The organism is Curtobacterium sp. MCBD17_026 (genome assembly GCF_003234895.2).
In the GTDB taxonomy this organism is placed as follows: domain Bacteria; phylum Actinomycetota; class Actinomycetes; order Actinomycetales; family Microbacteriaceae; genus Curtobacterium; species Curtobacterium flaccumfaciens.
This window is the reverse complement of sequence record NZ_CP126281.1, coordinates 1,154,949-1,178,839: the sequence shown is the minus strand read 5'-3', so window position 1 is coordinate 1,178,839 and position 23,891 is coordinate 1,154,949. Positions and strand designations below refer to the sequence as shown.

Here is a 23,891-nt window from a genome sequence, read left to right as displayed (position 1 = left end):
GTGGAGAAGGGGCTGCGGACGGCCGGGAGGCCCGGTGCGCGTCCGGCACGGCCGTCGCGGCCGGCACGGCCGGGTTCAGAGCGAACGCACCCAGTTGGAGAGCAGGCGGATGCCCGGCTCGCCGGACTTCTCGGGGTGGAACTGCGTGGCGGTGAGCGGCCCGTTCTCGACCGCGGCGATGAACTTCTGGCCGTGCTCGGCCCAGGTCAGACGGGGCGCGCGGAACGGCCCGTACGCCTCGAGCGGGAAGTCGGTCACGCCGTAGGAGTGCACGAAGTAGAAGCGCTCGTCGTGCAGCCCGTCGAACAGCACGGAGTCCTCGGGGGCCTGCACGGTGTTCCAGCCCATGTGCGGCAGCACCTCGGCCTGGATCTCCTGCACCGTGCCGGGCCACTGGCCGAGCCCTTCGACGTCGGCACCACGCTCGATGCCCCGCGAGAACAGGACCTGCATGCCCACGCAGATGCCGAGCACGGGTCGCCCGCCGGCCAGACGGTGGTCGACGATCTCGCCGCCCTGCACGTCCTCGAGCTGGTCGATCACGGCGGCGAACGCGCCGACGCCGGGGACGAGCAGGCCGTCGGCCTTGAGCGCCGCCTGCTTGTCCGAGGTCAGCGTGACATCAGCCCCGGCGCGCTCGAGCGCCTTGGCGGCGGAGTGGACGTTGCCCGACCCGTAATCGAGGACGACGACGTTCGGCTTGGCGGCGGTCACAGTGCGCCCTTCGTGGAGGGGATGCCGTCGACGCGCGGGTCCAGTTCGACCGCCTTGCGCACGGCTCGGGCGAACGCCTTGAACTCGGCTTCGGCGATGTGGTGGGGGTCGCGGCCCTCGAGCACGCGGACGTGGACGGTGATGCCGGCGTTGAACGTGATCGCCTCGAACACGTGGCGGACCATCGAGCCGGTGAAGTGACCACCGATGCGGTGGAACTCGAAGCCCGCGGGCTCGCCGGAGTGCACGAGGAACGGACGCCCGGAGACGTCGACGACGGCCTGGGCCAGCGCTTCGTCGAGCGGGACCAGGGCGTCACCGTACCGGCCGATGCCGGAGCGGTCGCCGAGCGCCTGCTTGATCGCCTGTCCGAGCACGATGCCGGTGTCCTCGACCGTGTGGTGCACGTCGATCTCGGTGTCACCCGTCGAGCGCACCCGCAGGTCGATCAGGGAGTGCTTGCTGAACGCGGTCAGCATGTGGTCGAAGAACGGGACGGAGGTCGAGATCGACGAGGTCCCGGTGCCGTCCAGGTCGAGCTCGAGTTCGACACTCGATTCGCTCGTCGAACGGCTGATCGAGGCGGTGCGGGCGGTCATGCCTCAACCCTAACCGGCGGCTGCTCGGCGGCGACCTGCCGCATGGCGTCGAGGAACGCGGTCGTCTCGGCCTCGGTCCCCGCACTCACCCGCAGGTGGTTCGGGATGCCGAGGTCGCGCACGATGACGTCGCGCTCGAGCAGCGCCTCGAACGCGGCGTGCGGGTCGGCCACACCACCGAACAGGACGAAGTTGGACCAGGTCTCGTAGGTGCGGTACCCCATGGCCCGGAGCGCGGTGACCATGCGGTCGCGCTGCCCCTTGATGTCGTCGACCATCGCCAGCATCTCGGGGGCGTGCCGGAGTGCCGCGATGGCCGCCGCCTGGGTCAGCGCGGACAGGTGGTACGGCAGCCGGACCAGCCGGACGGCGTCGACGACGGCGGGGTGCGCGGCCATGTACCCGACCCGGGCACCGGCGAACGCGAACGCCTTGCTCATCGTGCGGGAGACCACGAGGCGCTCACGACCGGGCAGCAGCGTGAGGGCGCTCGGAGCGTCGGACGGCATGAACTCGGCGTACGCCTCGTCCACCATCACGATACCGTCGGTCGCGTCGTAGGCGGCCGCGATCGTCTCGATCTCGAGCGGGGTGCCAGTCGGGTTGTTCGGCCCGCACAGGAACACGATGTCCGGCTGGTGTTCACGGATCGCCGCCACGACCGTCTCGGGCGAGATGCGGAACTCGTCCTCCCGCTGGGCCGGGATCCACGTGGTGCCGGTGCCCGACGCGAGGATCGAGTGCATCGAATAGGTGGGCGGGAACCCGAGCACCGAGCGGCCCGGCCCGCCGAACGCCTGGAGGAGCTGCTGCAACACCTCGTTCGACCCGTTCGCCGCCCAGAGCTGCTCGGCGGTCAGGTCGTGCCCGAGGTAGTCGGCGAGGGACTGTCGGAGCTCGGTGAACTCGCGGTCCGGGTACCGGTTCACCGTGAGCAGGGCTTGCCGGATCGACTCGACGATGTCGGCAGCCACGTCGTCCGGAACGGGATGCGTGTTCTCGTTGACGTTGAGCTGCACGCGGACGTGCTTCTGCGGGGCGCCGTAAGGGCTCTGCCCGCGCAGGTCGTCTCGGATCGGGAGGTCTTCGAGCGTGAATGCCACCGATCCATCGTAGGCTGCTGTCACCGTGCGACGACCAGCCGTCTGGACGGCGCTGCCCGAGTGGCTACTCGCCGTCGGTGTACTTGGTGGGGATGGCGATCTCTTCGCCGGCCTGCAGCGCGGAGCCGTCGAGCGCGTTGAGGCTCACGACGTCCTGCACGAAGTCGCGCGGGTCGGAGTCGGGGGCCGTCTGCTCGGCCAGCTGCCAGAGGGTCTCGCCCGGCTGGATCGTCACGGTCTCGAACTGGGTGCGGGCGCCGCCGGCGGTGGCGTCACCGGCGGAGGCCTGTCCACCGTTCAGCACACCGAGGGCGACGACGATGAGGAGCGGGAGCGCGGCGAGCGTCGTGAAGACGATGCGGCCGCGACGCGTCAGACGCAGGCGGGTACGCACGGCGGGCGCCGCGGTGCGCTGGATGTCAGCGATGGCGATGGTGCTCATGTCGTTCTTGCCTTCCCGTTCGGTGGAACCGAAGTCGTGTACCGAACATAGTTTCGAATCAGATGACGCACAAGTCCTGGGAGGGGATTTCTGCGGGGTTTTCTTGCGACACGCTCGAACAGGTGTTTGTCCGGCCCTGGCTGGTCGGATACTGTTTCGATCGACTGGGACAAGCCTGGCGGGGACCACCGACATTCCCGCCGCGGCCGGACCGGCACCGACGAAAGCGAGACGACGTGGTGGACGAACTGCGGGGCCAGAAGCCGCTGACGCCGAAGCAGCAGGCGATCTTCGACGCGATCCGTGCGTCGATCGCCTCACGGGGCTACCCGCCGAGCATGCGCGAGATCGGCGACGCCGCCGGGCTCTCCTCGCTCTCCAGCGTCTCCCACCAGCTCGGCCAGCTCGAGCTCGGGGGCTGGATCCGCCGCGACCCGAACCGCCCGCGTGCGCTCGAGGTCCTGGTCGACGAGCCGTCGTCCGACGTCGGGGGCCCGGACATCGACGCCACCACGCTCGTGCCGCTCGTCGGCCGGATCGCCGCAGGTGTCCCGATCACTGCCGAGCAGCACGTCGACGAGATCATCCCGCTCCCCCGACAGCTCGTCGGCACCGGCGAGCTCTTCATGCTCAAGGTCGTCGGTGAGTCGATGATCGACGCCGCGATCTGCGACGGCGACTGGGTCGTCGTCCGGTCGCAGCAGACCGCCGAGAACGGTGACATCGTCGCGGCCATGCTCGACGAAGAGGCCACGGTCAAGGTCTTCCGCCAGCGCGACGGTCACACGTGGCTGCTGCCGCGCAACTCCGCCTTCGAGCCGATCCTCGGCGACGCGGCCTCGGTCCTCGGCAAGGTCGTCGCGGTCCTCCGCTCCCTCTGACCGCCTCCCGCGCTGTACCGGCGCGAGACGCCGTCGTCACCGTACGACGCCCCCTGCACGACGAAACGCCGCCGGATCCGGCGGCGTTTCGTGTGTTCCGGGGCGTCTCGGTGACAGGACGGCGTCCGGCGGACCCGTGACGGGCCTCCAGGCCGCGCGGCAGCGCTCGCCAGCGCCAGCGCCCACCGGAGCCGGCCGTCAGACGGTCGGGACCGGCGTGACCACGTAGGGCTCGAGCTCGGCGACCTGCCGCTGGAAGACGCGCACCCGCAGGCGTGTGCCGTCCTCGACGTAGTCGACCGACTCGACCGAGCCGGTGTCGTGCAGCGACGACACCAGGTCGCCGCGGTCGTACGGCACCACGATCGTCAGGTCGACGTCGGGCTCGGGCAGGCGGTCCTCGATGACGCTGAGGAGCTCCGGGATGCCCTCGCCGGTGCGCGCCGACACGAACACCGCGTCCGGTACGAGTCCGATGAGCACGAGGCGCTGCGCGTCGTCGATCAGGTCGGCCTTGTTGAAGACGACGATCTCCGGGATGTCGCCGGCACCGACGTCGCCGATGACCTCGCGCACGGTGGACAGCTGCGCCCCGGGGTCGGGGTGCGAGCCGTCGACCACGTGCACGATGACGTCCGCGTCGCCGACCTCCTCGAGGGTGGAGCGGAAGGCCTCCACCAGCTGGTGCGGCAGGTTGCGCACGAAGCCGACGGTGTCGGCGAACGTGTACTCACGGCCCTTGGTGCTCTCGGTCCGGCGGACCGTGGCGTCCAGCGTCGCGAACAGCTGGTTCTGCACCAGCACGCCCGCGCTCGTGAGCCGGTTGAGCAGCGACGACTTGCCGGCGTTGGTGTAGCCCGCGATCGCGACGCTGGGCACCTCGTTGCGGTTGCGCTCGGCACGCTTGGCCTCGCGCGCGGGGCGGAACCCGGCGATCTGGCGGCGGAGCTTGGCCATCCGGGTGTGGATGCGACGCCGGTCGAGTTCGATCTTGGTCTCACCGGGGCCACGCGAACCCATGCCCGCGCCGCCGGAGACCTGACCACCGGCCTGCCGGGACATCGAGTCACCCCAACCACGCAGTCGCGGCAGCAGGTACTCGAGCTGGGCGAGTTCGACCTGCGCCTTGCCCTCGCGGCTCTTGGCGTGCTGGCTGAAGATGTCGAGGATCACGGCCGTGCGGTCGATCACCTTGACCTTCACGACGTCCTCGAGCGCACGGCGCTGCGAGGGAGCGAGCTCGGTGTCCGCGATCACGGTGTCGGCGCCGGTGGCCTTCACGATCATCGCGAGCTCTTCGGCCTTGCCCTTGCCGAGGTAGGTCGAGGCGTCCGGGTGGGGCCGGCGCTGCAGGAGCCCGTCGAGCACGACCGCGCCGGCCGTCTCGGCAAGGGCGGACAGCTCGCGCAGGGAGTTCTCGGCGTCCTGCGCGTCGCCCTGGGGGTACACGCCGATGAGGACGACCTGCTCGAGCCGCAGCTGGCGGTACTCGACCTCGGTGACGTCCTCGAGTTCGGTGGAGAGGCCGGCGACACGGCGCAGCGCCGCTCGGTCCTCACGGTCGTACTGGTCGCCGTCGCCGGTCCAGCTGCGGTCGTCGACCGACTGCGTCTGGATGGCCTGGGCGGGTGCGAAGATGGACGATGCTGCGCGGTGGTCTGCGTTGCGCAGCACCCTCTCGACGACACCGTCTGCGCTGTCGTCGTTGGTCTGGTTGTTCTGCTGATGGGTATCCGTCATCCTGTGCACAGGCTACCTCCGGAGGCCCTCCGACACACTCGGTTGCCGGTACGGTTCATCCATGGCGAACGACCACTACTTCTCGGCCACCCCCGAGAGCGAACTCCGGCCGCGCCAGGTGCACGTCACGCTCGCCGGTCAGCCCCTCACCCTGTCGACCGCTGCGGGGGTCTTCAGCCCCGACGGCGTCGACCGCGGCACGAAGGTCCTGCTCGGTTCGGTGCCGGCACCCGCTGCCGACGGCGCCCTGCTCGACATCGGCTGCGGCTGGGGCCCGATCGCGATCACCATGGCCCTGCAGTCCCCCGATGCCCACGTGTGGGGCGTCGACGTCAACGAGCGGGTGCTCGGCCTCGCGCGCGCCAATGCCGCTGCTGCAGGGACGTCGAACGTCACGATCGCGCTGCCCGACGACGTCCCGGCCGACCTGCGCTTCCGCACGATCTGGTCGAACCCGCCGATCCGTGTCGGCAAGGACGAGCTGCACCAGATCCTGCTGACGTGGCTGCCCCGGCTCGAGGTCGGGGGCGACGCCTGGCTCGTCGTGTCGAAGGACCTCGGGGGCGACTCGCTGCAGAAGTGGCTCGTCGGGGCACTCGGCGAGGGGTTCTCGGTCACCCGGGAGTCGACGGCCAAGGGCTTCCGCGTCATCCGGGTGCGCCGCAGCGCGGAGGCTCGCAGTTCGTGAGCAGGAATGGTCGGGTCGCCCCTGGGCAGCCGACCATTTCTGCTCACGAAGCGCGCGCCGCGCGACCGCCTCGCCGCGCGACCGCCGCGCCCGCCTCAGACCGTCAGGTCGCCCGAGAACACGAGCTCGGCTGGCCCGGACAACGACACGTGTTCGCCATCCTCGGTCGCCGTCATCCGCACCGTCAGCAGCCCGCCCGGCACCCGCACCCGCCAGGTGTCCGGCGCCCCGGCACCGACCCAGTAGCGGGTGGCGAGGGCAGCCGCGACGGCCCCGGTGCCGCACGAGAGCGTCTCTCCGCTCCCCCGCTCGTGCACCCGCATCGTGATCTCGCCGACGCCGTCCTTGATGAGGGGGTCGCCGGGCAGCACGAACTCGACGTTCGCACCGTGCTCCGGCGCCGGGTCGAGCACCGGCAGGAAGGTCAGGTCGAGGTCGGCCAGTTCGTCCTCGGTCTCGACGGCGACGACCACGTGCGGGTTGCCCACGTCGATGCCGATGCCGGGCCGCGCCCCGTCGAGGTTCTTGGCCCGCACGAGCACGTCGTCAGAGCCCCCGCCCTCGATGCCCAGGCCCCAGCGGCCGAGGTCGGCGGCGAACCCGTTCGTGGTGCGCTGGATGTCGACCAGCCCCTTGCGGCTGCCGACGGTGAGCGTCTCGCCGGGAGCGAGCTCGACCAGGCCGGACTCGGTCAGGAACCGGGCGAACACGCGGATGCCGTTGCCGCACATCTCCGCGATCGTGCCGTCGGCGTTGTGGTAGTCCATGAACCACGTCGCCTCGGGCTCGACGGCCACGAGCGCACGCCCCTCGGGGATCGCCTCGGACCGCACCGCGCGGATCACACCGTCGCCGCCCACGCCGAAGCGTCGGTCCGCGATCGCGCGGATCCGCTCGGGGGTCAGGTCGACGGTGGCGTCGGGGTCGGCGAACAGGACGAAGTCGTTGCCGGTCCCCTGGCCCTTGGTGAAGTGCAGCTCGGTCACGGCACGATCCTACGGGCCAGTTCCGACAGGTCGCCGCGGTCCGCCCCTGTGACGTCGAGCGTCTCGGCATCGGCGTACCGGCGGAACCAGGACACCTGCCGCCGGGCGTACTTCCGGGTCGCGATGCCGGTCGCCTCGACCGCGTGCTCGCGCGTGGCTGTGCCGGCGAGCACCTCGAGCGCCTGCGAGTAGCCGATGGCGCCGCGCGCGGTCCTGCCCTGCTCGAGTCCCTGCTCGCGGAGCGCCGCGACCTCGTCGACGAGTCCGGCCTCGAACATCCGCGCGGCCCGCTCGTGCAACGCCGACACGAGCTGCTCGCGGTCACGCCGCAGGTGCAGGATCCGGGACGGTCGCCAGGCGCGGGGCGAGGCCGGGAGGCTCGGGGTCACGACCTCGGATCGGCTCGCGATCTCGAGTGCACGGATCAACCGCCGTGGGTTGCGTGCGTCGATCGTCGCGGCGGCCGCCGGGTCGAGGGCGCGGAGTCGCTCGAGCAGGATGCCCGGGCCGAGCTCCTCGTGCTCGCGCTCGAGCTGCGCGCGGAGCGCGGGGTCGGTGCCCGGGAACGCCAGGTCGAACAGCACCGCGGAGACGTAGAGGCCACTGCCGCCGACGAGGACGGCCACGCCACCGTCGGCTTGGATCCGGTCGACGTCGGCTCGGGCGGCGACCTGGTACGCCGCGACGCTCGCCTCGTCGGTGACGTCGAGCACGTCGAGCTCGTGGTGCGGGATGCCGTGCCGTTCGGCCGGGGGGAGCTTCGCGGTACCGATGTCCATGCCCCGGTACAGCTGCATGGCGTCCGCGTTGATGATCTCCGCGGGGCGACCGGCAGCACGCAGTCGCTCTGCGATCGCGATGCCGAGGTCGGACTTCCCGGTGCCCGTCGCCCCGACGACCGCGATCAGGTCGGCAGTGGCAGCGGCACCGGCACCGGCACCGGACAGCGTTCCGGAGGCGACGGGCGGAACACCCGACGGTCCGGCGGTCGGCAGGTCAGCGCCCGACACGGAGCGTGGGCAGCCCGAGCGAGACCGGACGGGGCCCGTCTCCCGCGGCGGCAGCGGGTGTGGGCACGCCGCAGCTCTCGGCCTGCGCGCGGTCCCAGGCGTCACCGGCCCGGGTGCGTCGGATGCGCAGCGGAGCGTCGTCGTCGGCGAGCAGGAAGTGCGGCGCGGCACGGGTGACGTCGACGGTGACCACGTCGCCGGGGCGCGGGACCTCGGAGCCGGCGGGCACGGCGAAGTGCACGAGCCGGGAGTCCTCCGCGCGACCGGAGAGCCGGCGGGTGGCGTCGTCCTTGCGTCCTTCGCCCGAGGCGACGAGCACCTCGACGCTCCGGCCGACCTGCAGCGCGTTCTCTTCCGCGGTGATGCGTTCCTGCAGGGCGACGAGTCGCTCGTAGCGCTCCTGCACGATGTGCTTCGGCAGCTGGTCGTCCATCGTCGCCGCCGGGGTGCCCGGACGGATCGAGTACTGGAACGTGAACGCCGAGGCGAACCGCGCCTGCTCGACGACGCGCAGGGTGTCCTCGAAGTCGGCGTCGGTCTCACCGGGGAACCCGACGATGATGTCGGTGGAGATCGCCGCGTGCGGGATCTTCGCGCGGACGCGGTCGAGGATGCCGAGGAACCGCTCGCTGCGGTAGCTCCGGCGCATGGCCTTGAGCACGCGATCGGAACCCGACTGCAGCGGCATGTGCAGCTGGGGCATCACGTTCGGGGTCTCCGCCATCGCGTCGATGACGTCGTCGGTGAAGGCCGCCGGGTGCGGGCTCGTGAAGCGGACGCGCTCGAGCCCCTCGATGGCGCCGGTGGCCCGCAGCAGCTTGCCGAACGCCTGTCGGTCGCCGAACTCGACCCCGTAGGAGTTCACGTTCTGCCCGAGCAGCGTGACCTCGATCGCGCCGTCGTCGACGAGCGCCTGGACCTCGGCCAGGACGTCACCGGGACGGCGGTCCTTCTCCTTGCCGCGGAGCGACGGGACGATGCAGAACGTGCAGGTGTTGTTGCAGCCGACCGAGATCGAGACCCACCCGCTGTGCGTCGAGTCGCGCTTGGTGGGCAGCGTCGACGGGAAGACGTCGAGTGCCTCGAGGATCTCGATCTGCGCCTCGTCGTTGTGCCGCGCCCGCTCGAGCAGGGTCGGCAGCGACCCCATGTTGTGCGTACCGAAGACGACGTCGACCCACGGCGCCTTCTCGAGGATGACGTTCTTGTCCTTCTGCGCCAGGCACCCGCCGACGGCGATCTGCATGCCGGGGTGCTCGCGCTTGATGCCCGCGAGCTGCCCGAGGTTGCCGTACAGCCGGTTGTCCGCGTTCTCGCGCACCGCACAGGTGTTGATGACGACGACGTCGGCCTGCGCACCGTCCGCCGCGGTGTAGCCCGCGGCCTGCAGGGATCCGCTCAACCGCTCGGAGTCGTGCACGTTCATCTGGCACCCGTAGGTGCGGACTTCGTAGGTGCGGGGGCGCGCTTCGACGGTGGCCATGGTCGTTCCAGTGTAGGTCGGGGCGACTACTCGAACCGTACGGTCCCGCGGCCGGGTTGCGGCCGTTTCCCACCGCCGTCGAGGGCACGTGCAACAGCGATCCGGACAACCCCGGAGCTGTAGCCCTTGCGCATCAGGAAGCCGGACAGACGGCGTTCCGCAGTGGCCCGGTCGAGCCCGCGCATCTGCGGCGCCCGCTTGTCGGCGAGTTCCTGCGCGCGGAGGAACTCGTCGTCCTCGTCATCGGCGGCTTCGTCGAGCGCGGTGTCGATCGCCACCTGGTCGATCCCCCGGCGACGGAGCTCCGTCACGACACCCTGTCGACCGAGGCCCTTGCGGGCGTGCAGTCGATCCACCAGGTCGGTGGCGAGGGCGACGTCATCGAGGAGCCCGACACGGGTCAAGCGTTCGATCTCGTGCTCGACCACGTCGGGGTCGAGGTCCTGCTGCAGCAGCAGGGTCCGCATCTCGGACTCGCTCACGCCCTTGCGCCCGAGAGCGCGCAGGCTGATCCGTTCGGCATCCGCCCGCTGTTCGTCGAGCGGACGCGGTGCGTCGGCCGGGTCGATCTCCTCGCCGCCGGCGATGGAAAACACCGACGCGGTGCTGGCATCAGCCGTCTCGGAGTCGTAGCCGTCCTGCTCCGCACGGCTCGAGCGCCCGCTGCCGTCGCCGATCACGGGCGACACCCACGCTGCCGGCCCGCGGGCACCGTGCAGCGGCACCGGCGAATCGGCGTCGAACGATGCGGGGAACTCGTCCACCCGGCTTTCGTCCGACTCGGGCAGCGCCCAACCATCGGTGTCGCGCGGTTCGTCCGGTGACACCGGAGGCTCGGGGATCGCGGGCGTCACCGGGGTGACGGGGGCACGACGACGCGACCTCGCACCGAACAGGTCGGTGACCGGTGCGAGGCCGTCGTCGTCGTGGTCGGTGCTCACGCGCCCTTGCGCTCCGCGAGCTTCGGCGCGATCGACTCGACCGGGGCATCTTCGGCCTTGGCGCCACCGACGCCGAGCTTGGCGAGGATCTTGCCTTCGATGTCGGCAGCGATCTCGGGGTTCTGGATCAGGAAGGAACGCGAGTTCTCCTTTCCCTGCCCGAGCTGGTCGCCGTCGTAGGTGTACCAGGCACCCGACTTCTTGACGATGCCGTGGTCGACACCGAAGTCCAGCAGCGAGCCTTCGCGCGAGATGCCGACGCCGTACAGGATGTCGAACTCGGCCTGCTTGAAGGGCGGCGCCATCTTGTTCTTGACGACCTTGACGCGTGTGCGGTTGCCCACCGCGTCGGTGCCGCTCTTGAGCGTCTCGATGCGACGGATGTCGAGGCGGACGGACGCGTAGAACTTCAGCGCCTTACCGCCCGAGGTGGTCTCGGGCGAACCGAAGAACACGCCGATCTTCTCGCGCAGCTGGTTGATGAAGATCATCGTGGTCTGCGTCTGGTTCAGGCCACCGGCGAGCTTTCGCAGGGCCTGGGACATGAGGCGGGCCTGCAGACCGACGTGCGAGTCGCCCATCTCGCCCTCGATCTCGGCGCGCGGCACGAGGGCCGCGACGGAGTCGATGACGATGAGGTCGATGGAGCCGGAGCGGACCAGCATGTCCGCGATCTCGAGCGCCTGCTCGGCGGTGTCGGGCTGCGACACGAGCAGGGCGTCGATGTCGACACCGAGCTTCTTGGCGTACTCGGGGTCGAGCGCGTGCTCGGCGTCGATGAAGGCCGCGATGCCACCGGCGCGCTGGGCGTTGGCGATGGCGTGGATGGTGAGGGTCGTCTTACCCGACGACTCCGGGCCGTAGATCTCGACGATGCGGCCACGGGGCAGGCCACCGATGCCGAGCGCGACGTCCAGCGCCACCGACCCGGTCTGGATGACGTTGACGGGGGCGCGTTCGTCCGAACCGAGGCGCATGATCGCACCCTTGCCGAACTGCCTGTCGATCTGTGCGAGTGCGGTCTCGAGGGCCTTCTCGCGGTCTGCCGGTGATGGCATGGGGTGCTCCTTCGTGCTCGTGTTCGGCCGCCTGTAGGCTGTCGCGTCCACGCCGGCCGATGGTGCAAGGCCGATGGTTCTGCGACAAGGCTTCGGGCTGTTCCCGATGTCCATCAACCTATGGCGAGCCACCGACATCACTGCCGACGGTCACGCGATCTGTGGATGGAACACCCGGGCGACGCCGCTGTGGAGGAAGCTACCACCGATCGAACACGCGTTCGAGCAACACGCCGAACACAGTTTCGGGTACCCGGCCTCGCGGAACCGCCTCAGTCCTGGGGTTCGGCCAGGCCCTTGCCGTGCCGACGGTCCATCGGGACGTCCTGCGAGTCGCAGAGCGCGTCCCACACCCGGCGGGCATCGACACCGGCGGCGAGGGCGTCCACGGCGGAGCGACCGCCGAGCCCTTCGAGCACGACGTCACGGGTGACCACGGAACCGTAGGCCTCACCGAACACCTGGTCGACGGCTCGCCAGAACTCACTCACGCGCATCCGACCAGCCTAGGCGCGTGGTCGTGGGCCGGAACGCAGAACGCCCCCGCCGGGAAGGACCGGCGGGGGCGTTCGGTGCGATGCGCTCAGCGCACCGCGAGGTCGTTGTCGAACTCGGCGACGAGGTCGTCCGGGAGCGTGTCGGGGACGGGGGTCAGCCCCTCGACGATCGCGAGGCGGTCGCCCACTTCGCGCATGATGGTCGAGATGGGCGTGTCCAGAGCATCCGCGACGGACGCGAGGATCTCCGAGCTGGCTTCCTTCTGCCCACGCTCGACCTCACTGAGGTACCCGAGCGCGACACTGGCCTTGGACGCGACCTGACGGAGGGTCCGGCCCTTCTGCAAGCGGAAGTCCCGGAGCACATCGCCGATTTCCTGACGAACGAGAACCATGAGAACTCCTCCTCTCTGTCGTCTCCGCGCCCGCTCGGTCCGGTGGATCGAGTTCGGGTTCAGCAACAATAGCGTTGCCGGTTGCAGCATGTTAGCCAGGCTGGCTGCCGTACTGCTGGAGATTTCGTGAGATGTAACCCAGTGGAAACGGGACCTATTCCCGACCCCGGACCTCGGACGACATCCGTGCAAGGAGTTCGGAGACGGTGGCGTGCCGGATTGCTCCCCGGTCACCGTCGAGGTGCAGCTCGAAGGCCTCTGCCCCCGCGGCGGAGGCGATCCCCACGTACACGGTGCCGACGGGCTTGCCGTCCTGCGGATCCGGGCCGGCGACGCCCGTCGTGCTGATCCCCCACGTCGCGGGTTCCCCATCGACGGACAGCGCGATCCGGACACCGGCGGCCATCTGCCGGGCGACCTCCGGGTGCACGGCACCCTCGGCATCGAGCAGCTCCGCCGAGACCCCGAGCACGGAGTGCTTCACGGCCGTCGCGTAGGCCACGACGCCGCCGCGGACGACGGCGCTCGCCCCCGGCACGTCGACGAGGGTCGCGACCACGAGGCCGCCGGTCAGCGACTCCGCCACGGCGAGGGTCTCGCCCCGCGCCGTCAGTTCGGCGATGAGTCCCGGTGCGACCGGGACGGGAGGGGCGGCCTGCGTCGAGCGCTCGGGTCCGGTCAGGCGGGGGTGCGGTTGTGCTTCCATGCCTGCCAGAGGTAGTCGATCCCGCTCAGGATCGTTGCCAGGAACGCGGCCGTCATCAGGATGCCGTTGACCCAGTGCGCCCAGTCGCCGACCAGGTTCCACCACGGGAACAGCGCGGCCGTCAGGGCGACGGCCTGCAGCACGGTCTTGATCTTGCCGCCGCGGCTGGCCGGGATCACCCGGTCGGAGAGCACCGCGAACCGGAAGACCGTGATGCCGATCTCGCGCACCATGATCAGCAAGGTCACGTACCAGGGCAGCTCGGCCAGGATCGACAGCGCCACCAGCGCACCCCCGATGAGGACCTTGTCGGCGATCGGGTCGACGAGCTTGCCGAAGTCCGTGACCAGGTTCTGCCGACGGGCGATGATGCCGTCGGCGCTGTCCGTGACGATCGCCACGACGAAGACGACCGCCGCCCAGATGCGCAGGGGTCCGTCGTCGCCGGCGTCGGCGAGCAGCAGGACGAAGAACAGCGGCGCCATCAGGATCCGCACCACCGTGATGATGTTCGCGACGTTCGCGGTCGACGCCGGGCCGGGGCCCTTGCGCAGCAGCCGCCCGCGCCACGGGAACCGTGCGCCGTGCGTGGTGTTCGTGCTGTCCGAGGCGGTCATCGCCGTCACTCCCTGCCCGTCAGTCCCCACGCGTCCTCATCGGGCTCGTCGTGGACTTCATCGTACCCGCGGGTCATGTCCCCGACCGGGTCTGCTCCGTAGCGGTCACCGTCGCCGGACGGCGTCGGCGCCGGCGCTGCCGGAGCGGCCGCGGCGGGCGGCTCCTCGCCGCGGAGCTTCGCGAGCACCGCGGGCAGCTGGTCGGCGGTCACCAGGACGTCGCGGGCCTTCGAGCCCTCGGACGGCCCGACGATGTCACGCGACTCCATCAGGTCCATCAGGCGACCGGCCTTGGCGAAACCGACGCGGAGCTTGCGCTGCAGCATCGACGTCGAACCGAACTGGGTCGACACGACCTGTTCGACGGCCGCGAGCAGCAGTTCGAGGTCGTCGCCGATGTCGGCGTCGATCTCCTTGCGCTCGACCACGGCCTGGACGTCCTGGCGGTACTCGGGCTGCGCCTGCCGCGTGACGTGCTGGACGACCTCGGCGACCTCGCCCTCCTGCACCCAGGCGCCCTGCACGCGGAGCGACTTGGACGAACCCATCGGCAGGAAGAGCGCGTCGCCCTGACCGATGAGCTTGTCGGCACCGGGCTGGTCGAGGATGACGCGGGAGTCCGTGACGCTCGTCACCGCGAAGGCGATGCGCGACGGCACGTTCGCCTTGATCAGCCCGGTGATGACGTCGACCGAGGGGCGCTGCGTCGCGAGCACCAGGTGGATACCGGCGGCTCGCGCGAGCTGGGTGATGCGGACGATCGACTCCTCGACGTCACGCGGCGCCACGAGCATGAGGTCGGCGAGCTCGTCGACGACGACGAGCAGGTACGGGTACGGCTTGAGCTTCCGCTCGCTGCCCGCGGGCAGGACGATCTCGTTGTTCTCGATCGCCTTGTTGAAGTCGTCGACGTGGCGGAACCCGAACGACGCCAGGTCGTCGTACCGCATGTCCATCTCCTTCACGACCCACTGCAGCGCTTCGGCCGCCTTCTTCGGGTTCGTGATGATGGGCGTGATGAGGTGCGGGACACCGGCGTAGATCGAGAGCTCGACGCGCTTCGGGTCGACCAGGACCATGCGGACCTCGGACGGCTTCGCGCGCATCAGCAGCGACGTGATCATCGAGTTGATGAACACCGACTTGCCGGAACCGGTGGAGCCGGCGACGAGCAGGTGCGGCATCTTCGCCAGGTTCGCGACGACGAAACCGCCCTCGACGTCCTTGCCGACGCCGATCGTCATCGGGTGCTTCGACTTGCGGGCGGCGTTCGAGCGCAGCACGTCGCCGAGCGAGACGATCTCGCGGTCGGTGTTCGGGATCTCGACGCCGATGGCGCTCTTGCCCGGGATCGGCGACAGGATGCGGACCTCGTTCGAGGCGACCGCGTACGACAGGTTCTTCGACAGGGCCGTGACGCGCTCGACCTTGACGCCGGGGCCGAGCTCGATCTCGTACCGGGTCACCGTCGGCCCGCGGGAGAACCCGGTGACCTTCGCGTCGACCTTGAACTCGGTGAGCACCCCGGTGATGGCGGCGACGATGTCGTCGTTCGCCTGGCTGCGCGCGACCGAGGGCGTTCCGGAGCTCAGCGTGGTGGCAGCGGGCAGTCGGTAGGGCTTCGACGGGTCCTCGTCGGACCCGGCGGCGGCCGCGCTGAGCTCGGCGTCGGCGTCGATGTCTTCCGGCTCGTCGACGATCTCGGGCTCGGACAGCACCTCGGGCACCGCGGGACGGATGTCGGCCGTCGGCTCCGGCGGCGCGGGGACGTCGGTGCCGAACGCGCGGAGCGCCTGCTCGGCATCCTGCAGGTCCTGTTCGACGGAGTCGTTGAGGTTGACCGACGCGGGCTCGGCCGGCGTGAGGTCGACGAGCCCGGCGGCGGCACCGGCGTTCGGACACGCAGCGGGCACGACGGGCGCAGCAGGCGCAGCAGGCGCAGCAGGCGCGACGGCAGCGGCAGCCGGGGCGACCCCGGTGGCCGGGGGCAGCACCGGGCTGTCGTACGCCGGGTCCTCTTCGCGCCCGGACTTGTTCCGGCGCCACCACGGCACGTTGTCGCCATCGGCTTCGGCGGCGGCAGCGGCCTGCTCGTCACCGAACCCGAGGTCGTCGAACAGCTGGAAGTCGGCGTCGCCCTTCTTGCCGCGCTTGGACGTGCGGGCGCGGGCGGCGGGCTCCGCCACGGCGGCGGCGTCGGCCTCGGGTTCGGCCGCGGGGGCCGGTGCGCCGAACAGGTAGGCGTAGAGCTCGTGCAGTCGGCGACCGAGCTTGTTCGGCGGCGTCTTGGTGATGATGAAGAGCGAGAGCACCAGCAGCACGATCGCCACGGGCACGGCCACCCAGGCGGTCGCGATCGTGACGAGCCAGCCGATGACCACCCAGCCGAGCACCCCGCCGGCGGCGGCCAGCGCGGGCATGCCGTCGGCCGCGCTCGGTCGGCCACCGAAGACGTGGCAGAGCGAGGCGATCGACACGATCAGGATGCCCAGGCCGATGCCGATCCGGGTGTTGTCGTGCACGGAGGCCGGGTGCCGGAACAGCCACCCGGCGAACACGATCATGATGACGGGCAGGGCGAACGCCAGGCGGCCGAACAGCCCACCGAACGTGTACGCGTCGAGTGCGACGGAGACGCTGTTGGTCGGGTTGAGCCACTCGACGACCCCGCCGGCGATGGCCAGCAGGAACAGCAGGAACGGGAACCCGTCGCGCCGCTGGTCCTTCTCGAGGGTCTCCTTGCCGAGCAGCCGGAACATCGCGCCGACGCCGTGCGCCATCGCGAGCCAGAAGGTCACGAGCGGGTTCTGCTCGCGGAACACCGGCGTGGGCGCGGCCTGCGGCAGCTTCTTCGTCGTGGCCTGGGTGCGCGACGAACCGCGCGTCCCGTTGCCACGGGACGACGTGGACGCGCGCGAGCGCGTGGTCGACTTGGTGCCTCCGGCCATGGGCAGAACCCTAACGCCCGCTCAGGACAAACGCAGGAAGGCCCGCCGCAGCGTCCGTGACGGACGCTGGACGGGCCTCCAGGGCGGGAACGGACGCTACGCCTCGATGACCACCGGGACGATCATCGGACGACGACGGTGCTTCGTGTTCACCCAGCGGCCGACCGTGCGGCGGACGACCTGCGCGAAGGCGTGCGAATCGCGCGTGCCGTTGGCGGCAGCCTCGGAGATCGCCTTGGCGATCTGCGGGCGGACGTCGTCGAACACGGAGTCGTCCTCGGCGAAGCCACGCGACTGGATCTCCGGGCCGATCACGCACTGCCCGGTGGTGAAGTCCACCGCGGCGAAGATCGAGATGAAACCCTCTTCCGCCAGGACGCGGCGGTCCTTCAGGTCGGCGTCGGTGATCTCGCCGACGGTGGAGCCGTCCACGTAGACGTAGCCGATGTCGAGCTGGCCGGCAACCGTCGCGACGCCGTCCTTCAGGTCGACGACGATGCCGTCCTGCCCGAGGATCACGTTGCGCGGCGGGACACCCGTCTGGATCGCCAGGTCGGCGTTCGCGTACAGGTGGCGGTGCTCGCCGTGGACGGGGAGCACGTTGCGCGGCCGCAGGATGTTGTAGCAGTAGAGCAGTTCGCCGGCGGAGGCGTGTCCGGAGACGTGCACCTTCGCGTTGCCCTTGTGCACGACCTTCGCACCGAGCTTGGTCAGCCCGTCGATGACGCGGTACACGGCGTTCTCGTTGCCCGGGATGAGCGACGACGCGAGGATGACGGTGTCGCCCTCGCCGATCTCGATCTGGTGCTCGAGGTTCGCCATGCGGGCCAGGACGGCCATCGGCTCGCCCTGCGACCCGGTCGACATGTAGACGATCTGGTCGTCCGGGACGTTCTTCGCCTTCTTCGTGTCGATGAGCACGTTCTCCGGCACCCGCAGGTACCCGAGGTCGGCGGCGATCGTCATGTTGCGGATCATCGAGCGCCCCATGAACGCGACCTTGCGGTTCGCGGCTGCGGCGGCGTCGAGGACCTGCTGCACACGGTGCACGTGCGACGAGAAGCTCGCCACGACGACCTTCTTGCGGGCGCGCATGATGATGTTCTCGAGCACCGGGCCGATGTCGCGCTCCGGAGCGGTGAAGCCCGGCACGTCGGCGTTCGTGGAGTCCGGCAGGAACAGGTCCACGCCGGCCTCGCCCAGACGGGCGAACGCACGGAGGTCGGTGATGCGGTCGTCCAGCGGGAGCTGGTCCATCTTGAAGTCACCCGTGTGCAGCACACGACCGGCTGGGGTCGTGATCGCGACGGCGAGGGCGTCCGGGATGGAGTGGTTCACGGCGACGAACTCGAGGTGGAACGGGCCGATCTGCTCGGTCTGGTCCTCGGCCACGACGAGCGCGTACGGCTTGATCCGGTGTTCCTTGAGCTTCGCCTCGACCAGCGCGAGGGTGAGCGTGGAGCCGATCAGCGGGATGTCGTCGCGGAGCTTGAGCAGGTACGGGACGGCGCCGATGTGGTCTTCGTGGCCGTGCGTGAGCACGACGCCGAGGACGTCGTCGAGGCGGTCACGGATCGGCGAGAAGTCCGGCAGGATCAGGTCGACACCGGGCTGGTGCTCCTCGGGGAACAGCACGCCGGCGTCGACGATGAGCAGCTTGCCCTCGTACTCGTAGACGGTCATGTTGCGACCGATCTCGCCGAGGCCCCCGATGGGGACGACGCGGAGGGTGCCGGCTTCGAGCGGCTGCGGTTCGGAGATCTGTGTGGGCATTCGGTCCTACGGATTCGGGCGACGCGCGTGCTGCGCGCCGCGGTGTTCGCTAGCGGGTGGTGCCTGGCACCTTCGGTAGTGCACCGCCGGCCGCCGCGTTGCGGTCGGGGCGGAAGTTCGAGAAGTCGGCGCCGGGCACGTCACGCACGGCTTCGAGGGAGGTCTCGATGGCGTACGCCTCGGAGTCCTCGGGGCCGACGAGCGGCAGTCGGACGCGCGGGCTGCCGATGCGGCCGAGCCCGTGCAGGATGTACTTCGCGGCCACGGTACCGGGAACGTGCGTCATCACGGCGCGGACGAGCGGCTCGAGTCGCTTGTGCTCGGCCGTCGCAGTGGCCAGGTCGCCCCGGTTCACGGCGTCGACGATGGTGCGGTACGGCGCCGACGTGATGTTCGCGGTCACGCCGATCAGGCCGGTGGCGCCGATCGACAGGTGCGGGAGCACGTTCGTGTCGTCGCCGGAGAAGTACATGAGGTCGGTGTTGTTCAGCACCCGCGAGACCTCGGCGAAGTCGCCCTTGGCGTCCTTCACGGCGAGGATGTTCGGGTGCTTCGACGCGCGCAGGATCGTGTCGTACGTGATCGGGATGCCGGTGCGGCCCGGGATGTCGTACAGGATCACCGGCAGGTCGGTCGCGTCCGCGATCATCCGGAAGTGGGTGAGGACACCCGACTGCGTCGGCTTGTTGTAGTACGGCGTGACGATCATCACGCCGTCCGCGCCGGCCTTCTCGCTCTGCTTGTACAGGTGGATCGCGTGCGCGGTCTCGTTCGAGCCACCGCCCGTGATGATCTTCGCGCGACCGGCGGCGACGGACTTGCCGACCTCGACCAGACGGAGCTTCTCCGGGTCGGTCAGCGTCGACGTCTCGCCGGTCGTGCCGGTGACGACGATGCCGTCGGCACCGGCGGTGATGCAGTCGTCGATGTGCTGCTCGACGCCGGGCCAGTCGACCTCGCCGTCGGCCGTGAACGGGGTCACGAGGGCGACGAGGACCTGACCGAAGGGATTCTCACGCGGGGACACGGGCACCAGCGTACCGGGGATGCGCGCGAGGACCGCCGTCCGTGTGGACGGTGGACCGCCTGCGGCGCGACCGGGAGGCCCGGATCACGTCCGTCCCGCCGGTCACGCCCGGTGGGAACCAGGTTCCGGACACCGCACCACGGGACAGCGCGGTGCTGTGTCCGGAACCTGGTTCCGAGTGGTCACGCGCTGCGGTGCCACTCGAGGAACCGGTAGCGGGTGCCGCCGTTCCGGGACTCCTGCCAGGGGCCCTCGTCGGCGAGCGTCCAACCGGTCGCCTCGCCGAGCGTGGGTGCGACGGTGTCGCCGGGGACGTCGACGTCGATCAGGGTCTCGGAGACGTGGTCGGCCGCGTCGAGTGCGGCGTCGTACACCTGGCCGCCGCCGATGACCCAGACGGTCTCGTCGGTGTCGAGCGCGGCCTGCAGGTCGTGCACGACCTCGGCGCCGTCGGCCGTCCACGTCGTGTCACGGGTGAGCACGACGTTGCGACGACCGGGCAGCGGCCGGAAGCGCTCGGGCAGGGACTCCCAGGTGCGTCGGCCCATCAGCACGGTCGCATCGCCGGTGACCTGCTTGAAGTGCGCCAGGTCCTCGGGCACGTGCCAGGGCATGCCGCCGTCGGCACCGATGACACCGGTGGTCGAACGGGCCCAGACCATGCCGATCATCAGACGGCGACCGCTGCCTTGATCGCCGGGTGGTGCTCGTAGCCCACGACGGTGAAGTCCTCGTACTCGTAGTCGTCGATCGAGTCGCGCGGTGCGAGTTCGAGCGTCGGCATCGGGTACGCCGTGCGGGACAGCTGCTCCTCGACCTGTTCGACGTGGTTGTCGTAGATGTGGCAGTCGCCGCCGGTCCAGACGAAGTCGCCGACCTCGAGCCCGGTCTGCGCCGCGATCATGTGGGTCAGCAGCGCGTACGAGGCGATGTTGAACGGGACGCCGAGGAACATGTCGGCGCTCCGCTGGTAGAGCTGGCACGAGAGCTTGCCGTCGTTGACGTAGAACTGGAAGAACGCGTGGCACGGGGCGAGCGCCATGTCCGGCACGTCGGCGACGTTCCACGCCGAGACGATGAGCCGACGGCTGTCCGGGTTGGTCGTGATCTGCTCGATGACCTGGGCGATCTGGTCGACGTGCTCACCCGAGGGGGTGGGCCACGAGCGCCACTGCACGCCGTACACCGGGCCGAGGTCGCCGTCGGCGTCCGCCCACTCGTTCCAGATCCGGACACCGTGCTCCTGCAGCCAGGTCGCGTTGCCCTCGCCGCGCAGGAACCAGAGGAGCTCGTACGCGACCGACTTGAAGTGCACGCGCTTCGTGCTGACGAGGGGGAACCCCTTCGACAGGTCGTAGCGGAGCTGCGCGCCGAACAGGCTGCGGGTGCCGGTGCCGGTGCGGTCACCCTTCGGCGATCCCTCGGTCAGGACCCGGCGGAGCAGGTCTTCGTAGGGGGTCGGGACGGAGGCGTCGGGCTGTACGGTCTCGCTGTCGGTCACACACAGAAGCCTACGTCGGTGTGAGTAGCGTTGCGGGCATGCCCGACACGACGGAACAACCGCTCTCGATCCTGGTGGCCGGCTCGTCCGGGTTCATCGGAACGCCCCTCGTCCGCGCCCTGCGCGAGGCGGGGCACCACGTCACCACGCTCGTCCGCCGCGAAGCGCGCACCGCCACCGAGTTCCGCTGGGCGCCGGGGCGGCGTCCGCTCGACCCGGCGATCCTCGACGGCGCCGACGTGGTGATCAACCTGGCCGGCGCGAACATCGGCAAGCTGCCGTGGACGGACGCCTACCGCAAGGAGATCCGCAGCTCGCGCATCGACGCCACCGACACCCTGGTCGAGGCGATGCGGCACGCCGCCACTCCCCCGGCGCTGTTCCTGTCGGGCTCGGCCTCGGGCGTGTACGGCGACCGCCCGGCCGACGTGCTGCAGGACGACGCCGCCCCGGGCACGGGCTTCCTCGCCGACGTCTGCACCGCGTGGGAAGCAGCCGCGAACGCCGCTCCCGCCGGGGTCCGCGTCGTCACGCTCCGCACCGGCATCGTCATCGGCAAGGGCGGTGGTGCACTCGCGCCGCTCGTGCCGCTGACCAAGCTCGGCGTCGGCAGCCGGCTGGGCACCGGTGGCCAGCACTGGCCCTGGATCGCGCTCGAGGACGAGGTGGGCGCGATCGTGCACCTGGCGACCGCGGCCCCGGACGTCTCCGGCCCGGTGAACTTGGCGGGTCCTGAGCCCGTCGTCGCCGACCGCATCACGAAGCACGTCGCCGAGGTCCTGCACCGCCCGTACCTCTTCCGGATCCCCGAGTTCGCCCTGCGCCTGGCACTGCGGGACGCCGCCGACGACATGCTCCTGTCGAGCCAGCGGATGGTCCCCACGAAGCTGATCGAGTCCGGCTACACGTTCCGGTACACGCAGGCTGCGGACGCGATCGACGCCGTCTTCTGATCCGACGCCGGGCGGTCGGTCAGCGGTCGGCGGCGCGCGCCAGGGCGGTGCGCATCGCCGATCGCGCACGCTTGCGGTCACCGGCGGCGTCGTAGACCACACCGAGCCGGTACCAGGCACGCCAGTCGGCCGGGTCCTGCTCGACCGCGTCGCGGTACCGCGGGAACAGCTCGTCGGCGGCGTCGCGGATCGGTCGGCCCGACGGCCGCACCGGGACGACGTCGTCCGGGGTGCCGCCCTCGGCCTCGAGCCGTCCGCCGAGCCGGGTGATGCGGATGCCGAAGCGGAACTCGAGCACGAGCAGGAGCGCCCCGATCGCGGCCACGACGAACAGCGCGACGCCGATGCCGATGCCGATCGGGATCCCGGTCGCGATGAAGGCGACGGCGCGCTGCCCGACCAGCACGATGTACAGGGCGAGCAGCACCGCCATCAGCGCCGCACCCCAGAACGGCGAGCGGATCGTGCGTCCGGCCCGCTCCATCCGACCCATGACGCCTCAGCCGATGCCGAGGACGCTGCCGAGGCCCACGGTGAGGCCCCGCGCCGCGACGACGTTCGCCAGCGCCGCACGGATGCCCGCGACGTAGGCGACGTCGTCGTTGGTGTCGTGCCGGATCGTCAGCGTCTCGCCGGGGCCGCTCAGCACGACGTCCTGCACGGCCTTCACCCCGGGGAGCCGGAGCGAGTGGACGGGCACGCTGGCGACCTGCTGGCCGCGGGCGCGCTGGTCGACGTGCGGGGCGTCCACGGGACCGACCTCGCGCCGGGCGTCGGCCATCAGCTCGGCGGTGCGCACCGCGGTGCCCGAGGGCGAGTCGATCTTGCCGGCGTGGTGGGTCTCGACGATCTCGGCGGCGGGGAACCACGGGGCCGCGATCGTCGCCAGGTGCGTGCCGAGCACGGAGCCGATCGAGAAGTTCGGGACCACGAGCACCCCCTGGTCCGGGCGTTCCTGCAGCCCGGTGCGGAGCTTCGCGAGCCGGTCGAGCGACCAGCCGGAGGTGCCGACGAGCACGTTCGCGCCGCTCGAGAGCGCGTTCTCCACGATCGCCGGGCTGAGCGACGGCACCGTCACGTCGACCACGAGGGCCGCGCCGCCGAAGACCGACGGCGGCGCCTCGTGCGCGCCGTCCTTCGACGACAGGCGGGTGACGAGCTCGAACTCCGGGAGTTCCTCGACGACGGACGCCACGAGGCCCCCGAGACGACCGGTGGCGCCGACGACGGCGACGGGAGTGACCATGCGGTCCATCCTAGGATCGACGCATGTCAGTCGAGGTCAGGACCATGCCGGCCGATCTGCCCGAGGTCGACGCGCTGCTCGATGCGTACCTGGACGAACGGGAGGCGACGTTCCCGAGCGCGCAGGGCACGTACTCGCGGAAGCGCACCCCCGCGGCCGAGTTCACGCCGCCGAACGGGGTGTTCGCGGTGGCGTACGACGACGGCGTCGCGGTCGGATGCGGCGGCCTCCGTCGGATCGCGGACGGGGTCGACGCGACCGGTGCCGTCGACGTCCGGTTCGAGGTCAAGCACGTCTTCGTGGTGCCGGCCGGGCGCGGCACGGGCGTGGCGACGGCCGTGATGGACCTGCTCGAGCGGGCCGGGGCCGACCTCGGTGCGACGAGCATCGTCCTCGACACGAACGACTCGCTCGTGGCGGCCGGCGCGATGTACCGCGGTCGCGGGTACCAGCGGGTCGAGCCGTTCAACGACAACCCGAACGCCACCGCTTGGTACCGCAGGGCGGTGGACCGCACGGAGACGGGCCGCGAGCCGATCGCCTGAGCCGCCACGGGCCTCCCGGCCGCGTCGCCGCGTACCGG

Annotated in this window: 25 protein-coding genes; 4 read left to right on the top strand and 21 right to left on the bottom strand. The window is 70.6% G+C overall.

Going from position 1 to position 23,891, the window contains the following annotated elements:
* Nucleotides 1-75: 75 nt before the first annotated feature.
* From hisH to DEI85_RS05555, 4 genes are all read right to left on the bottom strand, one after another.
* Complete coding sequence (gene hisH / locus DEI85_RS05570; RefSeq protein WP_111090548.1) at nucleotides 76-714, bottom strand: imidazole glycerol phosphate synthase subunit HisH; 639 nt, start codon at nucleotides 712-714, stop codon at nucleotides 76-78.
* On the bottom strand, nucleotides 711-1,313 hold the full coding sequence (hisB, locus tag DEI85_RS05565) for an imidazoleglycerol-phosphate dehydratase HisB (protein ID WP_110859284.1): 603 nt from the start codon (nucleotides 1,311-1,313) through the stop codon (nucleotides 711-713). Before hisB ends, hisH begins: the two co-directional genes overlap by 4 nt.
* Nucleotides 1,310-2,416, bottom strand: coding sequence for a histidinol-phosphate transaminase (locus DEI85_RS05560; RefSeq protein ID WP_111090547.1), 1,107 nt, complete (start codon nucleotides 2,414-2,416; stop codon nucleotides 1,310-1,312). The genes hisB and DEI85_RS05560 overlap by 4 nt, the downstream gene beginning before the upstream one ends.
* Before the next feature lie 64 nt (nucleotides 2,417-2,480).
* Nucleotides 2,481-2,858, bottom strand: coding sequence for a LysM peptidoglycan-binding domain-containing protein (locus DEI85_RS05555; RefSeq protein ID WP_110859282.1), 378 nt, complete (start codon nucleotides 2,856-2,858; stop codon nucleotides 2,481-2,483).
* Nucleotides 2,859-3,094: 236 nt separating this feature from the next.
* On the opposite strand from DEI85_RS05555, the gene lexA reads away from it, so the two are divergent.
* Nucleotides 3,095-3,739, top strand: a complete 645-nt coding sequence (lexA, locus tag DEI85_RS05550; RefSeq protein WP_027464773.1) for a transcriptional repressor LexA — start codon at nucleotides 3,095-3,097, stop codon at nucleotides 3,737-3,739.
* A 198-nt stretch (nucleotides 3,740-3,937) separates the two neighbouring features.
* Here the strand turns inward: lexA and hflX are convergent, their stop codons facing one another.
* The gene (hflX, locus tag DEI85_RS05545; protein WP_110859281.1) at nucleotides 3,938-5,479 is read right to left on the bottom strand and encodes a GTPase HflX; all 1,542 of its coding nucleotides are present in this window, start codon (nucleotides 5,477-5,479) and stop codon (nucleotides 3,938-3,940) included.
* A gap of 61 nt (nucleotides 5,480-5,540) precedes the next feature.
* On the opposite strand from hflX, the gene DEI85_RS05540 reads away from it, so the two are divergent.
* Complete coding sequence (locus tag DEI85_RS05540; RefSeq protein WP_111123125.1) at nucleotides 5,541-6,167, top strand: class I SAM-dependent methyltransferase; 627 nt, start codon at nucleotides 5,541-5,543, stop codon at nucleotides 6,165-6,167.
* A 95-nt stretch (nucleotides 6,168-6,262) separates the two neighbouring features.
* Here the strand turns inward: DEI85_RS05540 and dapF are convergent, their stop codons facing one another.
* The 14 genes from dapF to DEI85_RS05470 all read right to left on the bottom strand — a co-directional run bounded on the left by dapF (nucleotide 6,263) and on the right by DEI85_RS05470 (nucleotide 21,109).
* Nucleotides 6,263-7,153, bottom strand: a complete 891-nt coding sequence (gene dapF / locus DEI85_RS05535; protein WP_110859279.1) for a diaminopimelate epimerase — start codon at nucleotides 7,151-7,153, stop codon at nucleotides 6,263-6,265.
* The gene (gene miaA, locus DEI85_RS05530; protein ID WP_375231868.1) at nucleotides 7,150-8,100 is read right to left on the bottom strand and encodes a tRNA (adenosine(37)-N6)-dimethylallyltransferase MiaA; all 951 of its coding nucleotides are present in this window, start codon (nucleotides 8,098-8,100) and stop codon (nucleotides 7,150-7,152) included. The genes dapF and miaA overlap by 4 nt, the downstream gene beginning before the upstream one ends.
* Nucleotides 8,101-8,149: 49 nt before the next feature.
* Nucleotides 8,150-9,646, bottom strand: a complete 1,497-nt coding sequence (gene miaB / locus DEI85_RS05525; RefSeq protein ID WP_111123124.1) for a tRNA (N6-isopentenyl adenosine(37)-C2)-methylthiotransferase MiaB — start codon at nucleotides 9,644-9,646, stop codon at nucleotides 8,150-8,152.
* Nucleotides 9,647-9,672: 26 nt separating this feature from the next.
* Entirely contained in the window at nucleotides 9,673-10,587 is a 915-nt protein-coding gene (locus DEI85_RS05520) for a regulatory protein RecX (protein ID WP_111123123.1), read from the bottom strand.
* Nucleotides 10,584-11,645 (bottom strand): recombinase RecA, encoded by a 1,062-nt coding sequence (gene recA / locus DEI85_RS05515; RefSeq protein WP_027464767.1) that lies wholly within the window; start codon nucleotides 11,643-11,645, stop codon nucleotides 10,584-10,586. The genes DEI85_RS05520 and recA overlap by 4 nt, the downstream gene beginning before the upstream one ends.
* Before the next feature lie 272 nt (nucleotides 11,646-11,917).
* Nucleotides 11,918-12,142 carry a DUF3046 domain-containing protein gene (locus tag DEI85_RS05510; RefSeq protein ID WP_027464766.1) on the bottom strand — a complete coding sequence of 75 codons (225 nt, stop codon included), beginning with the start codon at nucleotides 12,140-12,142 and terminating at the stop codon, nucleotides 11,918-11,920.
* A gap of 86 nt (nucleotides 12,143-12,228) precedes the next feature.
* A complete protein-coding gene (locus DEI85_RS05505; RefSeq protein WP_027464765.1) occupies nucleotides 12,229-12,537 on the bottom strand; it encodes a helix-turn-helix domain-containing protein in 309 nt (102 codons plus the stop codon).
* Between the two features lie 154 nt (nucleotides 12,538-12,691).
* Nucleotides 12,692-13,243, bottom strand: a complete 552-nt coding sequence (locus tag DEI85_RS05500; protein ID WP_258369818.1) for a CinA family protein — start codon at nucleotides 13,241-13,243, stop codon at nucleotides 12,692-12,694.
* Complete coding sequence (gene pgsA / locus DEI85_RS05495; RefSeq protein WP_181436305.1) at nucleotides 13,216-13,860, bottom strand: CDP-diacylglycerol--glycerol-3-phosphate 3-phosphatidyltransferase; 645 nt, start codon at nucleotides 13,858-13,860, stop codon at nucleotides 13,216-13,218. Before pgsA ends, DEI85_RS05500 begins: the two co-directional genes overlap by 28 nt.
* A 5-nt stretch (nucleotides 13,861-13,865) precedes the next feature.
* Nucleotides 13,866-16,808, bottom strand: a complete 2,943-nt coding sequence (locus tag DEI85_RS05490; protein WP_111123121.1) for an FtsK/SpoIIIE family DNA translocase — start codon at nucleotides 16,806-16,808, stop codon at nucleotides 13,866-13,868.
* Nucleotides 16,809-16,904: 96 nt separating this feature from the next.
* Nucleotides 16,905-18,581, bottom strand: coding sequence for a ribonuclease J (locus DEI85_RS05485; RefSeq protein ID WP_111123120.1), 1,677 nt, complete (start codon nucleotides 18,579-18,581; stop codon nucleotides 16,905-16,907).
* Between the two features lie 49 nt (nucleotides 18,582-18,630).
* Nucleotides 18,631-19,608, bottom strand: coding sequence for a 4-hydroxy-tetrahydrodipicolinate synthase (dapA, locus tag DEI85_RS05480; RefSeq protein ID WP_017885921.1), 978 nt, complete (start codon nucleotides 19,606-19,608; stop codon nucleotides 18,631-18,633).
* A 182-nt stretch (nucleotides 19,609-19,790) separates the two neighbouring features.
* Complete coding sequence (locus DEI85_RS05475; protein ID WP_111123119.1) at nucleotides 19,791-20,279, bottom strand: dihydrofolate reductase; 489 nt, start codon at nucleotides 20,277-20,279, stop codon at nucleotides 19,791-19,793.
* On the bottom strand, nucleotides 20,279-21,109 hold the full coding sequence (locus tag DEI85_RS05470) for a thymidylate synthase (protein ID WP_035807687.1): 831 nt from the start codon (nucleotides 21,107-21,109) through the stop codon (nucleotides 20,279-20,281). The genes DEI85_RS05475 and DEI85_RS05470 overlap by 1 nt, the downstream gene beginning before the upstream one ends.
* Before the next feature lie 38 nt (nucleotides 21,110-21,147).
* Here DEI85_RS05470 and DEI85_RS05465 point away from each other — a divergent pair, with 38 nt between their 5' ends.
* Nucleotides 21,148-22,062 (top strand): TIGR01777 family oxidoreductase, encoded by a 915-nt coding sequence (locus tag DEI85_RS05465; RefSeq protein ID WP_111123118.1) that lies wholly within the window; start codon nucleotides 21,148-21,150, stop codon nucleotides 22,060-22,062.
* Between the two features lie 19 nt (nucleotides 22,063-22,081).
* On the opposite strand, the gene DEI85_RS05460 is transcribed toward DEI85_RS05465, so the two are convergent.
* Entirely contained in the window at nucleotides 22,082-22,546 is a 465-nt protein-coding gene (locus DEI85_RS05460; RefSeq protein ID WP_110859270.1) for a tetratricopeptide repeat protein, read from the bottom strand.
* 15 nt (nucleotides 22,547-22,561) lie between these two features.
* Entirely contained in the window at nucleotides 22,562-23,308 is a 747-nt protein-coding gene (locus tag DEI85_RS05455; RefSeq protein ID WP_258376260.1) for a 4-hydroxy-tetrahydrodipicolinate reductase, read from the bottom strand.
* 23 nt (nucleotides 23,309-23,331) lie between these two features.
* Here DEI85_RS05455 and DEI85_RS05450 point away from each other — a divergent pair, with 23 nt between their 5' ends.
* Entirely contained in the window at nucleotides 23,332-23,853 is a 522-nt protein-coding gene (locus DEI85_RS05450; protein WP_258376259.1) for a GNAT family N-acetyltransferase, read from the top strand.
* The last annotated feature ends 38 nt before the right edge of the window (nucleotides 23,854-23,891 follow it).